A 15520-nucleotide genomic window follows, 5' to 3' on the forward strand; every position below is an offset into this window, starting at 1 on the left:
GCAAGGCTCACCACACCCGATGGAACTTCGAGAATTTGCCCAACGCGTGCTTTTCGCCACCACCCTGGAAGAAAAGCTCGCCGGCCCGCCCGCGGGAGATCCGATCACCGACAACGATCCGGGCGGAGCCATCGCCGGCAGCCCGACACCGGGACGCCCCGCCGACCTGAGGATGCACCGGAGTGGCGAGAAGATCAATTTCCCGAAGGACCCGACACTGATCGACGAGGAGAAGCGCGCGATTTTGCTCCACTTTTTCGCCAACCACGAGCTATTGGCGGTCGAGCTGATGGCGCTGGTGCTGCTCAAGTTCCCCGACGCCCCCAAGCGCTTCCGCAAAGGGATCTACAACACATTGCGGGAGGAGCAAGCCCACACCAAATGGTACACCAGCCGCATGCAGCAGTGCGGTGTCCATTTCGGCGACTTCCCGGTCAGCGGCATGATCTGGGAGCAGATCTCGACAATGGAGACGCCGCTCGACTACGTCAGCCGGTTGAGCCTTACGTTCGAGCAATCCAACCTCGACTACTCCAAGCACTATTCCGAGGTCATGACGCAGGCGGGCGACACCGCGACCGCGAAGATCCTCGGGCGCATCTATCGCGATGAAATCAGCCACGTGGGCTACGGGCTCCACTGGTTCCGCCACTGGAAAGACGAAAAGGACAACGACTGGCAGGCATTTAAAAAGCAGCTGAGGTTTCCGATGTCCCCGATCCGTGCCAAAGCGCATGGAAACGTACCATTCAACGCGGAAGGGAGACTTCGCGCCGGGCTGGAGCAATCGTTCATCGACGAACTTGAGGTTTTCGGAAGGTCGCGCGGCCGTACCCCGGACGTCTATTGGTTCAACCCGGGCTGTGAGGCGGAGATGGTGAACGCGGAATCCAAGGGACTGTCGGCATTGGCCCGTGATGCGGAGTTGCTCCCGATCGCATTCACCCATGCGGACGACGTCTTGCTCGTCAAACAGGAGCCGTCGCTCAAGCACCTGGCCTACCTGCAGAAGAATGGGTTCAACCTACCGGAAATCATCACCTCCACTCGGGAGCTCGACGACCGCAAGCTGCGCAACCTGAAACCGTGGGGCTGGTCGCCGACTGCCGAACAAACCATCGGTGCGCTGCACAGCCAATGCCGCGGCGCCGACGAACAAGCCCGCCGCGCCGCAGATCACAACACCGCCTCCACACTCGCCAAGGAACTGACCCTCACCGCGCAGCAGCGCTGGAACGAACAGACTGACCAGGCAAGGCTGGAGATCGGATGCGTCGGCACCGCTCACGAGACAATCGAATCGCTGGCAGCGCACGCCGCACGGCTCCGCGCGGAGGGCCACGAGTCGCTAGTCATGAAGAGCAACTACGGCGCCGCCGCCCAAGGCAACCAATGCCTATTTGATGGCACTCCCGTCGAGAAAGCGCATGGGTGGATCGAACGCCAACTTGCGGCAGGCCAGAGCATCATTTTGGAACCATGGCGCGACAAAGTGTTCGAATACTCTGCGCACTTCGACCGCAGTGCTCCCGGCGTGGTGCGCTTCCAAGGGTTCACGCGCATCCACACCAACCGCCGGGGCCAGTGGAAGGCGAGCGAAGCTGGCGCGAAGTTTGGCACTGGTCTGACTCCGGAGCTGGCGGCCTTTCTTCATGCACGGCACGGCGCACTGCACGCCCACCAATCGTCGATGCCCGCGCTCCTCAACGATCTGCTCGAGCCTCTCGGCTATTTCGGTCCGGTCGGGATTGATGCGTTTGTCTGGAGGGACACCGGCGGCGAGCTACGCAACCAACTGATTGTTGAGATCAACTGCCGCCACACCATGGGGCGGACGGCACTCGAATTGAGGCGACGTCTCGCCCCCGACCAGCACCTTTGTTTTCAAATCACCCGCGGCCCGCTCCCTGAAAGTGACGATCCGGCCGTTGTCCGCAACGTCGCCATCAACGATCCGGAGACCAACCCCGAATGGCACGCCACCGCCACCATCCGCAATGGCTGGATGCCGGTGACGATATAGCGGCTGTGATTCCGCTCCGATCATCCAGACCATCTGACATGAAAAACCTCCTGAAAAAGACCGCACTTACCGCACTACTCCTCTCCACCCTATCAGGCGCTCAAGCTGCGGAGTCCTATCCGCTGCATCAGCTGGATTACACGTTACCGACAGGCACTGTAGTCACCACCGAATACACCGGTCACTGCGACGAGATGAAGATCCGCTTCCAAAACGGAAATCAAGCCAGGACCGGCGCAGGCTCGCTTCACCAACACAGTGAGACTATCGACCGAACCCTCGGTCCATCGGAAAGAGAAATCGAGGTAACCGAAAACCAGACTAACCGAGCTCTTACAATTAATGGGATTCCCATGCCGTCTCGACCGGAAATAGACCCATTGCGAGGAGTCAAGATGCTTGCGGTGAAGGTCGGCAATCGATGGCAGCTAAAGTTTCAACCAAATGCGGAACCCACCAGCGAGCAAAAGACCAAACTTAAACAGAAAGAGGCGTCGATGAACGCCAAGCGCTGGCACTATTCACTCGTCCCACGCCATGTCGGCGAAACCTGGCAAGGCGACATGGACATGTTAAAGTCGATTTCAGGATTGGATCGCGACATCAAGGGCGAAATGACAATCACCTTCTCGAAGCTCACCGAATATCACGGTCAGAAGTGCGCGGTGTTGGATTTCACTTTCCAGGTCACAGGCAAGAATGATGAAGGGGCCACCATGGTGCTCAAGGGGCAGGGAAGCTCGACGCGCTCGCTAATCCACTTCATCGACCTCAAGCGTGATTCCAAAGTCACATCCACCATGACTCGCACCGAGGGAGCGCGTTCCCTGACAATGGACATGCCAACATCGCTCTCGACGAGAACGACGATCACCAGACCAAACGAACCAGAAAACGGCGAATCCCCTCAATGATGCTCTCGTAGAGAACCACGTCCCCGTGATCCGTCGCATTGCGAGTACCCTCTACAAGCGACCACATCGAGACCGGCAGCGGAGCGGACGCCGCACCCACGATCACCGCTCCCCCCTTCGAATCCGAACGATTCCCAGACAGCGGTGGCAAAAGTGGATTTTCGCCCTTATCTATAGAGCGTTCGCTCACGGCGCATCCTGCGCGGGGCGGCAGCAACACAAAATCGACGTATCACTATGTCCCTTCCATTCGCATCCCGTGATGATCGCAAAGCGGTTGAATCCGCCTTGGCCTTCGCCCCGAAGTTCGACGAGAACGGCTTGATTGTGGCCATCGCGACGGACCATGTGACCAACGAGGTTCTCATGGTCGCCTACATGAACGAGGAGTCGCTGCGCAAGACTCTCGAGCTTGGAGAAGCGGTTTACTTCAGCCGCAGCCGTCAGGAGATCTGGCATAAGGGAGCCACCAGTGGTCACGTCCAGAAGGTCAAAGAGATCAAAACCGACTGCGACCAAGACGCGCTTGTGCTCAAGGTCGAGCAAATCGGATCGGGCTGCTGCCACGCCGGCTACCCGTCCTGCTTCTACCGTGCGGTGCCACTGGAAAGCGATGTCACCGCCACCGACGGCGACTACCCGCTGACCCAGCAGTCCGAACAGAGCTACGACCCGGACGCCGTTTACAAGAAGTAAGCATTCACAACCAAAGCGCCCCGTCCGCATCACTCGCGGACGGGGCGCTTTTTTTTTGATTTAATCACAGACACCTCTGCTACGAGACAACCTCCGCAGCGATCACCGACACCTCGACCAGCAACTCGGGGCGGGCCATACGCGCTTCGACACAGGCACGTGCCGGAGCATACCCCTCGGGCACCCATGCATCCCACACCTCGTTCATTGCCGCGAAGTCCTTCATGTCGCGAAGGTAGACCGTAGCGGAGAGCATGTGGTTGCGGTCGGATCCGGCCTGGACCAGCAATTCATCCACTTTCTCCAGCATGGTGGCGGTTTGTTCGGCAATCCCGGCATCCGCGTCCTTACAAACCTGGCCGCAAAGGTAGATCGTGCCGTTATGCTTCACGATCCGGCTCATTCTTTGTTTCGTATCCTGACGTTCGATCATCATGGCGGCACCGTATACCACAAAACAAACCACCTCCACTCGGCAAGGCTACCTAATGGAGGTGGCAAAGAATGATTCGACCGACACAGAACCGCTTCGGCTCGTGCCGGAGTCATCCGATTACTTCGGATCAAAGACGTCGAGGCTCCACTCGTCGCGCCATTCAATTTTCATCCCCTCGTCGGTGAACTCAATCGGCAGCCAGACATAGCGGCCATCGATTGCGTTGTTCGGGCGCCACTGGTCAAACATGGCAATGTAAGCGTCATCCTTCCCCTGAACCGGAAGGATGAATGTACTCTGCCCACCAAAGGTGATCTCCGCATTCTCGCCCACGCATGGGTTCCCCAGCTCCTTCCATGGTCCGAAAATCGAATCGGCCACAGCGGAGCGCGCGGCATTTGGCGCCCATCCGGTGCACCCCGAGGCGATGATGTAATACTTCCCGTCACGCTTGCAGATCGCGGGTGCCTCCATCCAGCGGTGCGGGAAAAAGCGAGCGTACTCGCCGGCGTGGTCGAGATAGTCCGGCGTCAGCTTCGAGATATGCAGTGTGGCATTGTGCTCGGACGAGTAGAGATGGTAGGCGGCACCGTCGTCATCGACAAACAAAGTCATGTCGCGAGCCATCTGCCCACCCTCAAAATCCGCACCCAGCACATTGTACTGCTTCTGGTTCTCATCGACGCCCCCGCCGAAGTACTTCCCTTTCGCCTTCGCGATCGACTCCGGATCCTTCAAATCCTCGGTCACATTCACCGGCCACACACCAGCATTCGGGCGCATGCTACGGACATAAGTGAATGGTCCGGTCGGATTGTCCGCCACGGCCACACCGGAACGCGCCGCCGAATACCCCTGCCCTTTGAGTTCCAAATGGAACCACATCACGAACTTCTTCGTGGTCTCGTTGTAGATCACCTTCGGTCGCTCGATGATGCAACCTTTTACAATCTCACTCTCCGGATCATCGGAAACCGCGAGCGCAATGCCTTCGTCTTTCCAATTGTAGAGATCCTTGGACGAATAAACATGCACGCCGACCTCCGCACGGTTACCCGCCGTGCCTTCGATCTTGTGCTCGCCGTACCAATAATAGGTTCCCTCGTGGAAGAGCACCCCGCCGCCGTGCGCATTGATGTGCACACCTTTGTCATCAGGCCAAACTTCCCCTGGCTTGAAGGAATCCGCCGCCTGCGCGACCTGACCCGCGACTAACGACAGACCAAAACCAATCGCGGCCCCGAGGCGGAACCGCTTTTTCACCTGCTTCTGAATGTTGGACGTCTGTTGTTTCATGTGGTGCCCACAGACGTCCAACCAGAGATAAATGTTACATACCAATCCGGGAAGAATCCCACCGCGGCGTTAATACTGGCGCGAGAACTTGGAAAAGTCCGGCTTCCGCTTCTCCACGAATGCCTCGCGCCCTTCCGCAGCCTCGTCGGTGCCGTACGCCAGACGAGTCGCCTCACCCGCGAAGATCTGCTGCCCCACCATCCCGTCGTCGGTCAGGTTGAACGCATACTTCAGCATCTTTTGCGCGGTTGGTGACTTTTCGTTGATGATGCAGGCCCACTCGAGCGCCTTCTTTTCCAGCTCCGCGTGAGGCACCACTTTGTTCACCATCCCCATCTCATATGCGTCCTGAGCGGTGTAACGCAGACCGAGGAAGAAAATCTCACGTGCCCGCTTCTGCCCGACTTGTTTGGCAAGATACGCCGAGCCATAACCCGCGTCGAAACTCGCAACATCCGCATCCTTTTGCTGGAACACAGCGTGCTCTTTCGATGCCAGGGTCAGGTCGCAAACGACATGCAACGAATGGCCACCGCCCACCGCGTAACCTGGAACCACTGCGATCACGACCTTTGGCATGAAGCGGATCAAGCGCTGCACTTCCAGAATGTGCAAGCGCCCGAGCCCTGCGCCCGTCGCATCCTCGGTGCCCTCGTATTTGTAACCGTCCTTGCCACGCACCCGCTGGTCGCCGCCGGAACAAAACGCCCAACCGCCATCCTTCGGGCTAGGTCCGTTACCGGTCAGCAGCACCACGCCGATCGACGCATTGGTTCGCGCGTGCTCGAGCGCGCGATACAACTCATCCACGGTTTGCGGGCGAAATGCGTTACGGCACTCCGGACGGTTGAACGCGATCCGCACCGTGCCACCGACGACCGCCTCGTGATAGGTGATATCTTCAAACGAAAAGCCCTCGACTTCCTTCCAGTCCTCAGCGTGGAAAATTTCTGAAACCATGCACTCATTTAAGCCCGCGCCCCCAGACATGCGAGTGCAATTTGGCACAGAAACGATGCAGGCCAATCAGCCCACTCTCAGATGATGTCCGGTGTTTATGACATTCCGAAATGTCATAAATCCGACAACTTGAGGACTAGGCATTCGCCACAGCAAGCAGGCACTCGCGGTAGAATTCGACACCTTCCTCAAGCGCAGCGATCTCGATCCACTCGTCTTTGGTGTGCGCCTGGGCGATCGAGCCCGGCCCCGCCGCAACCGATGGAATCCCACCATTACCCAAATGCGCGCCATCGCAGAACCACGGAGCGGTCACCAGCTTGCCCCGTGTTCCCTTGGTCAGCGCCTGCAACACAGGGTTGTCCTCCGGCGTCCACATTGGCTTGCAGTTGGCCACTTCATAGAGAGTGCAATCCTTCAACCCGAGCTCATCGAGGTACTCGCGCACCAGGTTCGTTGGGTCCGCATCCGCCAGGTTCGGCGTCGTGCGGATGTCCACCATGACCCGTGCGCGGTCGGCCACGATGTTCGGCCGCGTACCGCCACTGATCTCGCCGATATTCAAACTCGGCACGCCCAATACATCGTGGGCGTAATCGCGTTTGAGTCGGTCGAAAAACTCACCGGAAGCACCGACCACAAAACGAGCGAGATCGACAATCGCGTTGTGCCCACGCTCGGGCGTCGACGCATGGGCTGCCTGTCCGCGCGCCGCCACTTCAATCCACGCGCACCCCTTGTGGGCATGCACGAAATCACATTCGGTCGGCTCGCCGACAATCGCAAAGTCGTAGCGATCGCCATAACCCTGGGCGAAATCAATCGATCCCGGCTGGCCGGTCTCCTCACCCATCAACCCCACGAACGTGACCTCAATCGGCAACGTCGCGAGCTCGTCGCGCATCTGGTGAAGACACCACAGCATCGCCGCGGCAGTGCCTTTGGTGTCGGACGCACCGCGCCCCCAGACCTTCCCGTCGCGGATCTCCCCGCCGAAAGGATCGATGCTCATTCCGGAGATCCCGACCGTGTCGAGATGCGGGGCCAACAAAAGCCGAACCTTCGGCTCGCCAGCGCCATTGAATGGAATCGTTCCGATCACATTCGGGCGGCCGTCGACCACTTCGTCGAAATGGACGTCGGCGCCGAGGTCGCGCAGCAACTCGGCCACGCGGCGCGCCACCTTCTGCTCACCGCAGAACTCGTGTTCGGCTTCGGTGGCGCTGTCCGGATTCACACTCGGAATCCGGACCAGCTCCTGCAAAAGCTCGACTACACTTTGAGGGAACGCCGTGGCCATAAGATCGCTTGCTTACTTGGCCTGCTGGCGGCCAATGAACCACTCGGCAAACTTCGGCAGACCTTCCTTGATCTTGGTCTGCGGGTTGTAACCGATCAGCTCCTTCGCTTTCGAAATATCCGCAAAGGTACGCGGCACGTCGCCTGGCTGTTCTGGCATCAGGTTGATCTGTGCCTTCTTGCCAATAGCCGACTCGATTCCTTCGATAAGCTCCTTGAGCGTGGTGGTCTGCGACTCGCCGAGGTTGAGGATCTCGAACGGCTTGTCGTTGTAGTTAAATGAACCAACGATGCCATCCACGATGTCGTCGATATAAGTATAGTCTCGGCGGGTCGATCCGTCGCCGTACTGGTCGATCGGCGTGCCGTCCCAGATCTTCTGGCTGAACTTGTGGATCGCCAGGTCAGGGCGCTGACCAGGTCCGTACACGGTGAAGAACCGCAAACAAACAATCTGCATGCCGTAGAGGTGGCTGAAGTTCGAGCACATGTGCTCACCAGCCAGCTTGGTCATCGCGTATGGAGAAATCGTGCGCTGGAGCAAATCGTCCTCGGCGAATGGCACTTTGTCATTCACACCGTAAACCGACGAGCTCGACGCAAAGAGTACCTTCTTGACCCCATTATCACGGGCGGCTTCCAGAATATTGAACGTACCGCTGATGTTGGTGGAGATATAAAGCTCCGGATCTTCCAACGACGGGCGCACACCGGCACGGGCGGCTAGGTGGATCACCGCATCAATACCGTGGCTGAATGCTTCCTTCACCGCTTCTTTGTCGCGGATGTCTCCTTCGATCACCACAGAGCCTTCAGGCAAGCGGGTCGCCACGTTCTCACGCTTGATCGACGGATCATAGTAATCGTTAAAATCATCGAGCACGACAATCTCGTGACCCATTTCACCGAATCGACGGGCGGTATGCGACCCGATAAAACCTGCACCTCCTGTGATGAGAATTTTCATGTTGGCACACCCTAATGCGCCAGCGCCAAAGGTCAAAACCAATCATGGGGTGCAGACGGCCGGGAATTAGAGAAATAAGTCTTATAGGCCCTATCGGACCTATGAGAGAAGACTCCGTTGCACCCTGCAGCTTCACGGGCTAGATTGCGGCTCCCTCACGAACCCATTGATGGTGAGCGCGGCGGGCAGGCACGATAATTTCAAGCCAATAAAAAATTTTGTTGCCGCCCTGCAAGAGCTGTGGCAGGTTCCGCGCCCGTTCACCTACGGAAACCAACCGAGGACGAAAGCACCATGGCATACGCAATTTTCAAAACAGGCGGTAAGCAGTACCGCGTCTCAGAAGGCGACAAGATCAACGTCGAGAAACTCGACCTCGAAGTCGGCGCGGAAGCGTCGTTCGACGAAGTGCTTTACGTTGACGGCAAGGTTGGCACCCCATTCGTGGAAGGCGCCAAGGTGACCGCAGAGGTCGTTGCTCAGAACCGCGCAGACAAAGTCATCGCGTTCAAATTCAAGCGTCGTAAGGGTTACCACAAGACCAAGGGCCACCGCCGCCAGATCACTTACATCCAGATCAAGTCGATCTCCGCGTAAGTTCCGCTCACCCATCATTTCCACCCCAAGCTAGGAGACTCATCCCATGGCACATAAAAAAGGACAAGGTTCCGTCAAGAACGGCCGCGACTCGAACAGCAAGCGCCGCGGCGTGAAAAAGTTCGGTAGCGAAGCCGTTATCGCAGGCAACATTCTCATCCGTCAGACCGGCACCAAGTGGAAGCCAGGCAAGAACGTCGGATGCGGAAAAGACTACACCCTTTTCGCTCTTACCGACGGCGTCGTCCGCTTCGACCAGAACGGTCGCCGCGTCAACGTCGACGAAGTAGTGGCAGCCGGCTAATCGCCTCGCTCCATTGCGAATCCATTTACAAGACCGTGCCGCAGCTCCTGCGGTACGGTCTTTTTTTTGTGCCCGGCGTGAAAGGGCTCAAGAAATAGGTCCTATGGGACTGATGGGACCTATCGGGAGAAACGTGGCTCAATCTGAGTTTAGGCTTCGGAGCCTGGGGATTTCGAATATAACAACCCCTCCGATGAAGCCGAAACTGAAACGAGCCCTGATTCTCTCTGCGATCGCCGTGACATTGCTCACGATTGCTGGAGCCACATGGTTCTTGAGCCCAGCTCTCACCAAAGCCCTCAACTGGCCCAAGGCTCGCGCAAATTGGGAAGCCAAGGGAGAGTCGTTCGACCCTCACGACTTTCAGCCCGCTGCGGTGACCGACTCCTCCAACGCTGCACTTCATCCTTGGCTTACCACACAACTACAAGCCACCGAATACCCGGATCTTGAAAGCGAGATTCTTAGAGGAATCCCAGAGGATCTGGTGGACAAGATCTTCGCCTACCCCTACCACGATCGGGAAACCCTCCCACGCGAGCTCGCCCAACGCTTTCTCGACGCCACCGCCAATGCACCTAGCGTCGCATTGGCCACCGAGATTTCATCGCGCCCCAACTGGCAACGACTTGATCACAACACGCCATTCCACAACGACTGGGCGGTAAACCAGGTGGCACGAGACCTCAAACACCTATGGTACGCCCACTCGGCCTGCCACTTGATTCTGGACAATCCAGAGGAAGCCTGGCGCGATGCTGCCCGGATCAGGACGGTTCGAGACTGGACCAAAAACGGCATCGGACTAACACCCCACCTGTTGAACGTTACTACCCACACATCCCTCAGCAACGTATGGCGAACCGGCATTGAACTCGACGCATGGACTGACAACCAACTTCTGGAAATCGCGCGCAGCGACGGATGGGAGACCTCCGCCCGCGATCGCACGCTTCAGGCACTACGAGGCGAAGTGGCGTCATCAGTAGCCACCTTCCAGTCGATAGCTGATAACGCGAAGACCCGCCGAATGCGTGTGTTCATTGCGGCCCAGCAACACGCCCTCGCCCAGATCATCATGCCCCCCATTTCCCGCTATGAAGCCCTGCCAGCCAACACCCCATTGATCGTACTCGGAAACGACCTCGAAACCACCAGCAACGAGCACTCGAAAGACATCCGTGCAAGGCTCACCGAAACTCTCGCTAGCGCAGGCCGCTATGTACTAACGACCTACGTGCCTGCAGTGTGTGAAGAGGTCACCCAATCCCGCCTCACCCGTGTTGCGGCGGCGCTCACGCTATACCACCGGCAGCACGGTCACTATCCAAAGTCAATCGACGCCCTCACCCCTGACATCCTGCCAGCACCAGCAACCGACCCGATGACCAATGGGTCTCTGCTCTACCGCATTGAAGATGACGGCAGCGCCACCATCTGGTCGGTCGGCATTGACCAAACCGACGACCAAGGGAAAGGCGACGACGTGGTGCTCACGTTGTCAGCATTACAAAAATAGGCCCCATAGGACTTATAAGACCTATTGAGGAGGCTCCGCCCCCCCCCTACGCGTCCTCATCCATCGAGCGGCGCTTATGGGAAATATCCAGGTACAGATTGTAGCAGGCGACCGTGAATGGGAATGAGTTCTGAAGAATCCCAACCGAGTCGTTCTTACCAAAGATGAAATAGCTGAGCGCCATCAAGCTGCCGACAATCGACATGTACCAGAACATGCGCGGCATGGTGACCTGCTTGCTCCGTTTCGACGCCCAAAGCTGAACCAACCAGCGGCCAGCGAATAGAATGGTCCCCACATAACCGACAAGCTTCCATCCAGTGATCGTCACCGATTCGATGCCGAACAACGGTCGATGCATCGGGCTGAGATCTGCATCGGCCAGGAGAGTGGAAAGGAAGAAAATGTCCATAATGAGCGACGAAAAGGATTTCGCGAGGGAGCCTCGACAATCGGCTCGTCACCGGTAAGTTGCAACCAGCGAATCCGCCGATCCTCTGCGCATGATTTACCTCGACAACAACGCCACCACCCCGCTGCTGCCCGAAGTCGTCGACGCAATGTTGCCGTTTCTCACCAAGCACTACGCCAACCCATCAGTGGCGTACGACTTTGCTGCACCGGTGCGCGAAGCGATGGAGAAAGCACACGTTCAGGTGGCGGAGTTGATCAACGCCTCGCCGGAGGAAATCATCTTCACCGGCTGTGGCACGGAAGCAGACAACTCAGCAATCGCCTCGGCGCTGGCACTACAGCCATCCCGCAAGAAAGTGGTGGTCGGAGCTACCGAGCACAGCGCCATCGGCAAAGCCGCCGCCCACATCGCGGGCAAACAAAACGTGCTCGTCATTCCGGTCCAACGAGATGGTCGGCTCGACCTGGAGGTGCTCCGCTCCACACTCGAAAACCACGCCCCCGAGATCGCACTGGTTTCCATCATGTGGGCGAACAACGAAACCGGTGTGATCCACCCGGTGGAGGAAATTGCAGCCCTCACCCAGGCCGCCGGCATCCCATTCCACACCGACGCCATCCAGGCAGCAGGGAAAGTCCCGATCGACGTCGCCGCCCTGCCCGTCACCTACCTCTCACTGGCAGCGCATAAGTTTCATGGCCCGAAAGGCGTGGGCGCACTCTACGTCCGCACCGGCGCTCGTTTCCGCAACCAACTCGTCGGCGGCGGACAAGAAGCGGGACGCCGCGCCGGCACGGAGAATGTCGCCGGCATCGTCGCGATGGGCGCCGCCGCGGAAGCCATGCGCTATCGCATCGCCGATGGTGTGATGCATCGCGTCGAGCTCCTGCGAAACCATTTCGAGAATCTGGTCGTCGACGGTCTGGACAGTGTCACGATCAATGGCTCGCCGGAGCACCGCGTGCCGAACACATCGAACCTGTGCATTTCCGGTGCCCGCGCCGAGGCAATGCTGATGCTTCTCGACGAAGCGGGGCTCTGCTGTTCATCGGGCTCGGCATGCAAAACCGGCAGCAGCGCTCCATCGGCAGTGCTCACCGCAATGGGGATCCCAGCGCGCGACGCACGAACCAGCTTGCGCTTTTCCCTGAGCTCGCTGACCACTGCGGTCGAGGTCGAATCCGCCGCCAAGCTGGTGATCGATGCCGCCGTCCGCGTCCGCCGGGAATCGCCCCAAGGCGGAGTCGTCATCCACAGCTAAGTTTTTCCAACCATCTCCCAACCATGTCCCCAATCGACATTCAGAAAATCCGCGAAGACTTCCCGATTCTGCACCAGCAGATCAACGGACGCCCACTCGTGTATCTCGACAACGCGGCCACCTCGCAAAAGCCGCTCCAAGTGCTTGAGGCCTCGGCGAACTACTACCGCAACATCAACAGCAACATCCATCGCGGTGTGCACAAACTGGCGCAATCCGCTACCGCCGCCCACGAACAGGCACGCGAGACCATTGCCAAACACCTCAACGCCAGCCGCCCGGAAGAAGTCATCTTCACCTCCGGCACCACCGACAGCATCAACCTGGTGGCAAACGTGCTGGAGCGCAGTGGCACCATCGGCGAGGGCGACGAGATTCTGATCTCCGGCCTGGAGCACCACTCCAATACCGTCCCATGGCAAATGCTGTGCGAGGCAACCGGCGCGACACTCAAAGTCATCCCGGTTCTCGAAGACGGATCACTCGATCAGGAGGCGTTCGCCACGCTGCTCGGCCCACAAACCAAGGTACTCTCGGTCAACCAAGTCTCGAACGCACTCGGCACCATCAACCCGGTGAAGGATATGATCGCCGCCGCACGCAAGGTTGGTGACGTCATCACGGTTGTCGACGGCGCCCAGTCGATCCCACACATGGCAATCGACGTGCAGGACCTCGATTGCGATTTCTTCGCGTTTTCCGGCCATAAAGTTTTCGCTCCGACCGGTGTCGGCATCCTGTTCGGCAAGTACGACCTGCTTGAGAAACTCCCCCCATGGAAGGGCGGCGGCGAAATGATCCGCCTGGTCACTTTCGAAAAGACCACCTACAACGATCCACCGTTCAAATACGAGGCCGGCACCCCGAACATCGAAGGTGGCATCGCCCTGGCTGCTGCCCTCGACTACGCCAATGCCATCGGGATGGACAACATCTACGCCCAGGAAAAGTTGCTACTCGACCGCGCGACCGCAGGCTTGAGCGAGATCGACGGCGTCAAGATCTACGGCACCTGCCCAAACAAAGCATCAGTGCTTTCGTTCCTCATCGAGGGCATCCACCACTTCGATCTGGGCTCGATCATGGACCAAATGGGTGTCGCCGTCCGCACCGGTCACCACTGCTGCCAGCCACTGATGTCACGCTTCGGCATCACCGGCACAGTGCGCGCCTCGTTCGCCGTCTACAACACGGAAGAAGAAGTCGATGCATTCATCGCCGCAGTTAAAAAAGGCGCGATGATGCTAAGCTAAGCCCCTGCCAAGCAGGGAAATTCTCCGAATTGAAAACGATCCGCGACTTGATAGCCACGGACCGAGTCGCTACGCTCGCCTCCAATATGATCTCCCATCCTCTTCGCTCCATCGCGCGCTTGCTACTCGCGTTGGTGGTCACCTGGGCCTCTCTGGGGACGGCCGCAGCCGCCGACGACAAGATTGACGTTGCCAAGCACTTCGAAGGCAAGTTGCTCAAGCTTGCCTCCAACGGCCAACCAGTTCCCTACGAAACGACGGCCAAGCCGCAGTTCTACCTGATCTACTTCGCCGCCAGCTGGTGAGGCCCATGCGCGAAAGTGACACCCGGGTTGGTGTCCAAATACCGTGAACTCAAGCAAGGTCCTAACGGCAATCAGTTCGAAGTCATCTTCGTCTCGGCAGACCGAGGTCCCGACGAAATGATCAAGTACATGCGCAAGACCAGCATGCCGTGGCCTGCGCTCGACTACATCGAGATGAACAGCGCGAAGCCATTTCGCAAAATGACGGGAGGCGGCATCCCGAACGCACTTCTTGTCACCAAAGACGGCCGCTACATCAACAGTGGCTACAAGAACAAGGGCAAAGGAAAATACCAAGGTGTTGGCCCGGTCGTTGAAACCTTGGAGCAACTTCTCTCCGTCGAAGGTGGCGCCGAGGCAGTCGAAGAAGCCGCCGAGAGCGCGGTAAAGGAAGCTGCCGCCAAGGCCGCTGCCATATTCGATGTGTCACAGACCCGCTGGACCGTTGCCATCGTGCTGGCCTCCCTGACCTTCCTGTTCCTTTTCTTCAAGCGCTAGTTGCTTGCCAGCGGGGCGTTGATTTTTTTCTGCAACGCCCCGCAACCATCTTTCTCCATCAGGGTTCCCTTGATTAAGCCAACGCGGAAAGCACTTCAGCCCACCGCCCGAGGCCGAATCAAAAAACACTACCTGTTAAAGAAAGATGAAAAAATCCGTACTCACCCTCGCTGCTCTTGCTGCCACCATCGGTTACGCTGCTGCAGATCAAGACCGCGAACGCCCACAACCGCCGGCTCCAGAAGAGATCGCCCAGCAGATGCTCGCCGATCACGACGAGAACGGCGACGGAGCCCTCGACGCCGAGGAACTCAAGGCCGCCCACGAAGCACGAAAAGAACAGGCCAAGGAACGCCGACGCCGCAAAGGTGAAGGAAAGGGCTTCCGCAAAGGCCCACGCCCACCACGAGGTGACGGCGATGAAGATGGTCAGAAGCGCGAACGCCGCAAGCGCCCAACCGCTGAAGACGTGATCGAAAAACATGACACCGATGCCAGCGGATCGCTCGATGAGGCAGAACTCACCGACATGATCGAAGCCCGCCGTGAACACATGCGCGAACGCCGGCACAAGCGCGGCGGCGGCCGTGGCCCACGCGGACCAATCGACCAAGACTAATCCCCTCCGACTGAATTCAGCCACCAGCCGACTCCCTCACTTGGGAGTCGGCTGATTTTTTTGCTGCGTACGCGGCCGCTGGGAAGGAACACAACACGCCCCAACAGGTCGGACCTGATGTATTGATCGGCAGCGATGCCGATTCCGATAGCGAAGAG

17 protein-coding genes are annotated in these 15520 nt (G+C 58.4%); 11 read left to right on the forward strand and 6 right to left on the reverse strand.

What is annotated here, in order from left to right:
* Positions 1-19 precede the first annotated feature (19 nt).
* The 3 genes from G3M56_RS13705 (at position 20) to hisI (ending at position 3633) form a co-directional block, all read left to right on the forward strand.
* On the forward strand, positions 20-2023 hold the full coding sequence (locus G3M56_RS13705; RefSeq protein WP_164365346.1) for a DUF455 family protein: 2004 nt from the start codon (positions 20-22) through the stop codon (positions 2021-2023).
* Positions 2024-2061: 38 nt separating this feature from the next.
* Positions 2062-2937 carry a hypothetical protein gene (locus tag G3M56_RS13710; RefSeq protein ID WP_164365345.1) on the forward strand — a complete coding sequence of 292 codons (876 nt, stop codon included), beginning with the start codon at positions 2062-2064 and terminating at the stop codon, positions 2935-2937.
* 237 nt (positions 2938-3174) lie between these two features.
* The gene (gene hisI, locus G3M56_RS13715) at positions 3175-3633 is read left to right on the forward strand and encodes a phosphoribosyl-AMP cyclohydrolase (protein ID WP_164365344.1); all 459 of its coding nucleotides are present in this window, start codon (positions 3175-3177) and stop codon (positions 3631-3633) included.
* A 79-nt stretch (positions 3634-3712) separates the two neighbouring features.
* Here hisI and G3M56_RS13720 read toward each other — a convergent pair whose 3' ends face one another.
* From G3M56_RS13720 to G3M56_RS13740, 5 genes are all read right to left on the reverse strand, one after another.
* Positions 3713-4066, reverse strand: a complete 354-nt coding sequence (locus tag G3M56_RS13720; RefSeq protein ID WP_164365351.1) for a Rid family hydrolase — start codon at positions 4064-4066, stop codon at positions 3713-3715.
* 120 nt (positions 4067-4186) lie between these two features.
* Entirely contained in the window at positions 4187-5332 is a 1146-nt protein-coding gene (locus G3M56_RS13725) for a glycoside hydrolase family 43 protein (protein WP_425508197.1), read from the reverse strand.
* Positions 5333-5434: 102 nt separating this feature from the next.
* Positions 5435-6325, reverse strand: coding sequence for a 1,4-dihydroxy-2-naphthoyl-CoA synthase (locus tag G3M56_RS13730; protein ID WP_164365342.1), 891 nt, complete (start codon positions 6323-6325; stop codon positions 5435-5437).
* Between the two features lie 136 nt (positions 6326-6461).
* A complete protein-coding gene (locus G3M56_RS13735) occupies positions 6462-7625 on the reverse strand; it encodes a M20 family metallopeptidase (protein ID WP_164365341.1) in 1164 nt (387 codons plus the stop codon).
* A gap of 12 nt (positions 7626-7637) precedes the next feature.
* Positions 7638-8591 (reverse strand): SDR family NAD(P)-dependent oxidoreductase, encoded by a 954-nt coding sequence (locus tag G3M56_RS13740; protein ID WP_164365340.1) that lies wholly within the window; start codon positions 8589-8591, stop codon positions 7638-7640.
* A gap of 294 nt (positions 8592-8885) precedes the next feature.
* On the opposite strand from G3M56_RS13740, the gene rplU reads away from it, so the two are divergent.
* From rplU to G3M56_RS13755, 3 genes are all read left to right on the forward strand, one after another.
* Entirely contained in the window at positions 8886-9188 is a 303-nt protein-coding gene (gene rplU, locus G3M56_RS13745) for a 50S ribosomal protein L21 (RefSeq protein WP_164365339.1), read from the forward strand.
* Between the two features lie 46 nt (positions 9189-9234).
* Positions 9235-9492 carry a 50S ribosomal protein L27 gene (gene rpmA, locus G3M56_RS13750; protein ID WP_164365338.1) on the forward strand — a complete coding sequence of 86 codons (258 nt, stop codon included), beginning with the start codon at positions 9235-9237 and terminating at the stop codon, positions 9490-9492.
* A gap of 193 nt (positions 9493-9685) precedes the next feature.
* Positions 9686-11011 (forward strand): hypothetical protein, encoded by a 1326-nt coding sequence (locus G3M56_RS13755; RefSeq protein WP_164365337.1) that lies wholly within the window; start codon positions 9686-9688, stop codon positions 11009-11011.
* A gap of 46 nt (positions 11012-11057) precedes the next feature.
* On the opposite strand, the gene G3M56_RS13760 is transcribed toward G3M56_RS13755, so the two are convergent.
* Positions 11058-11372 (reverse strand): lipid-A-disaccharide synthase N-terminal domain-containing protein, encoded by a 315-nt coding sequence (locus G3M56_RS13760; protein WP_164365350.1) that lies wholly within the window; start codon positions 11370-11372, stop codon positions 11058-11060.
* Positions 11373-11514: 142 nt separating this feature from the next.
* Between G3M56_RS13760 and G3M56_RS13765 the strand changes: the two genes are divergently transcribed.
* From G3M56_RS13765 to G3M56_RS13785, 5 genes are all read left to right on the forward strand, one after another.
* Entirely contained in the window at positions 11515-12687 is a 1173-nt protein-coding gene (locus G3M56_RS13765) for a cysteine desulfurase family protein (protein WP_164365336.1), read from the forward strand.
* Between the two features lie 23 nt (positions 12688-12710).
* Positions 12711-13940: an aminotransferase class V-fold PLP-dependent enzyme gene (locus G3M56_RS13770; RefSeq protein WP_164365335.1), complete on the forward strand. Its 1230-nt coding sequence runs from the start codon at positions 12711-12713 to the stop codon at positions 13938-13940.
* Positions 13941-14026: 86 nt separating this feature from the next.
* Complete coding sequence (locus tag G3M56_RS13775; RefSeq protein ID WP_164365334.1) at positions 14027-14245, forward strand: hypothetical protein; 219 nt, start codon at positions 14027-14029, stop codon at positions 14243-14245.
* A 15-nt stretch (positions 14246-14260) separates the two neighbouring features.
* Entirely contained in the window at positions 14261-14743 is a 483-nt protein-coding gene (locus G3M56_RS13780; RefSeq protein WP_268839999.1) for a thioredoxin-like domain-containing protein, read from the forward strand.
* 145 nt (positions 14744-14888) lie between these two features.
* Positions 14889-15362, forward strand: a complete 474-nt coding sequence (locus G3M56_RS13785; RefSeq protein WP_164365332.1) for a hypothetical protein — start codon at positions 14889-14891, stop codon at positions 15360-15362.
* The last annotated feature ends 158 nt before the right edge of the window (positions 15363-15520 follow it).

The organism is Sulfuriroseicoccus oceanibius (genome assembly GCF_010681825.2).
In the GTDB taxonomy this organism is placed as follows: Bacteria; Verrucomicrobiota; Verrucomicrobiia; order Verrucomicrobiales; family SLCJ01; genus Sulfuriroseicoccus; species Sulfuriroseicoccus oceanibius.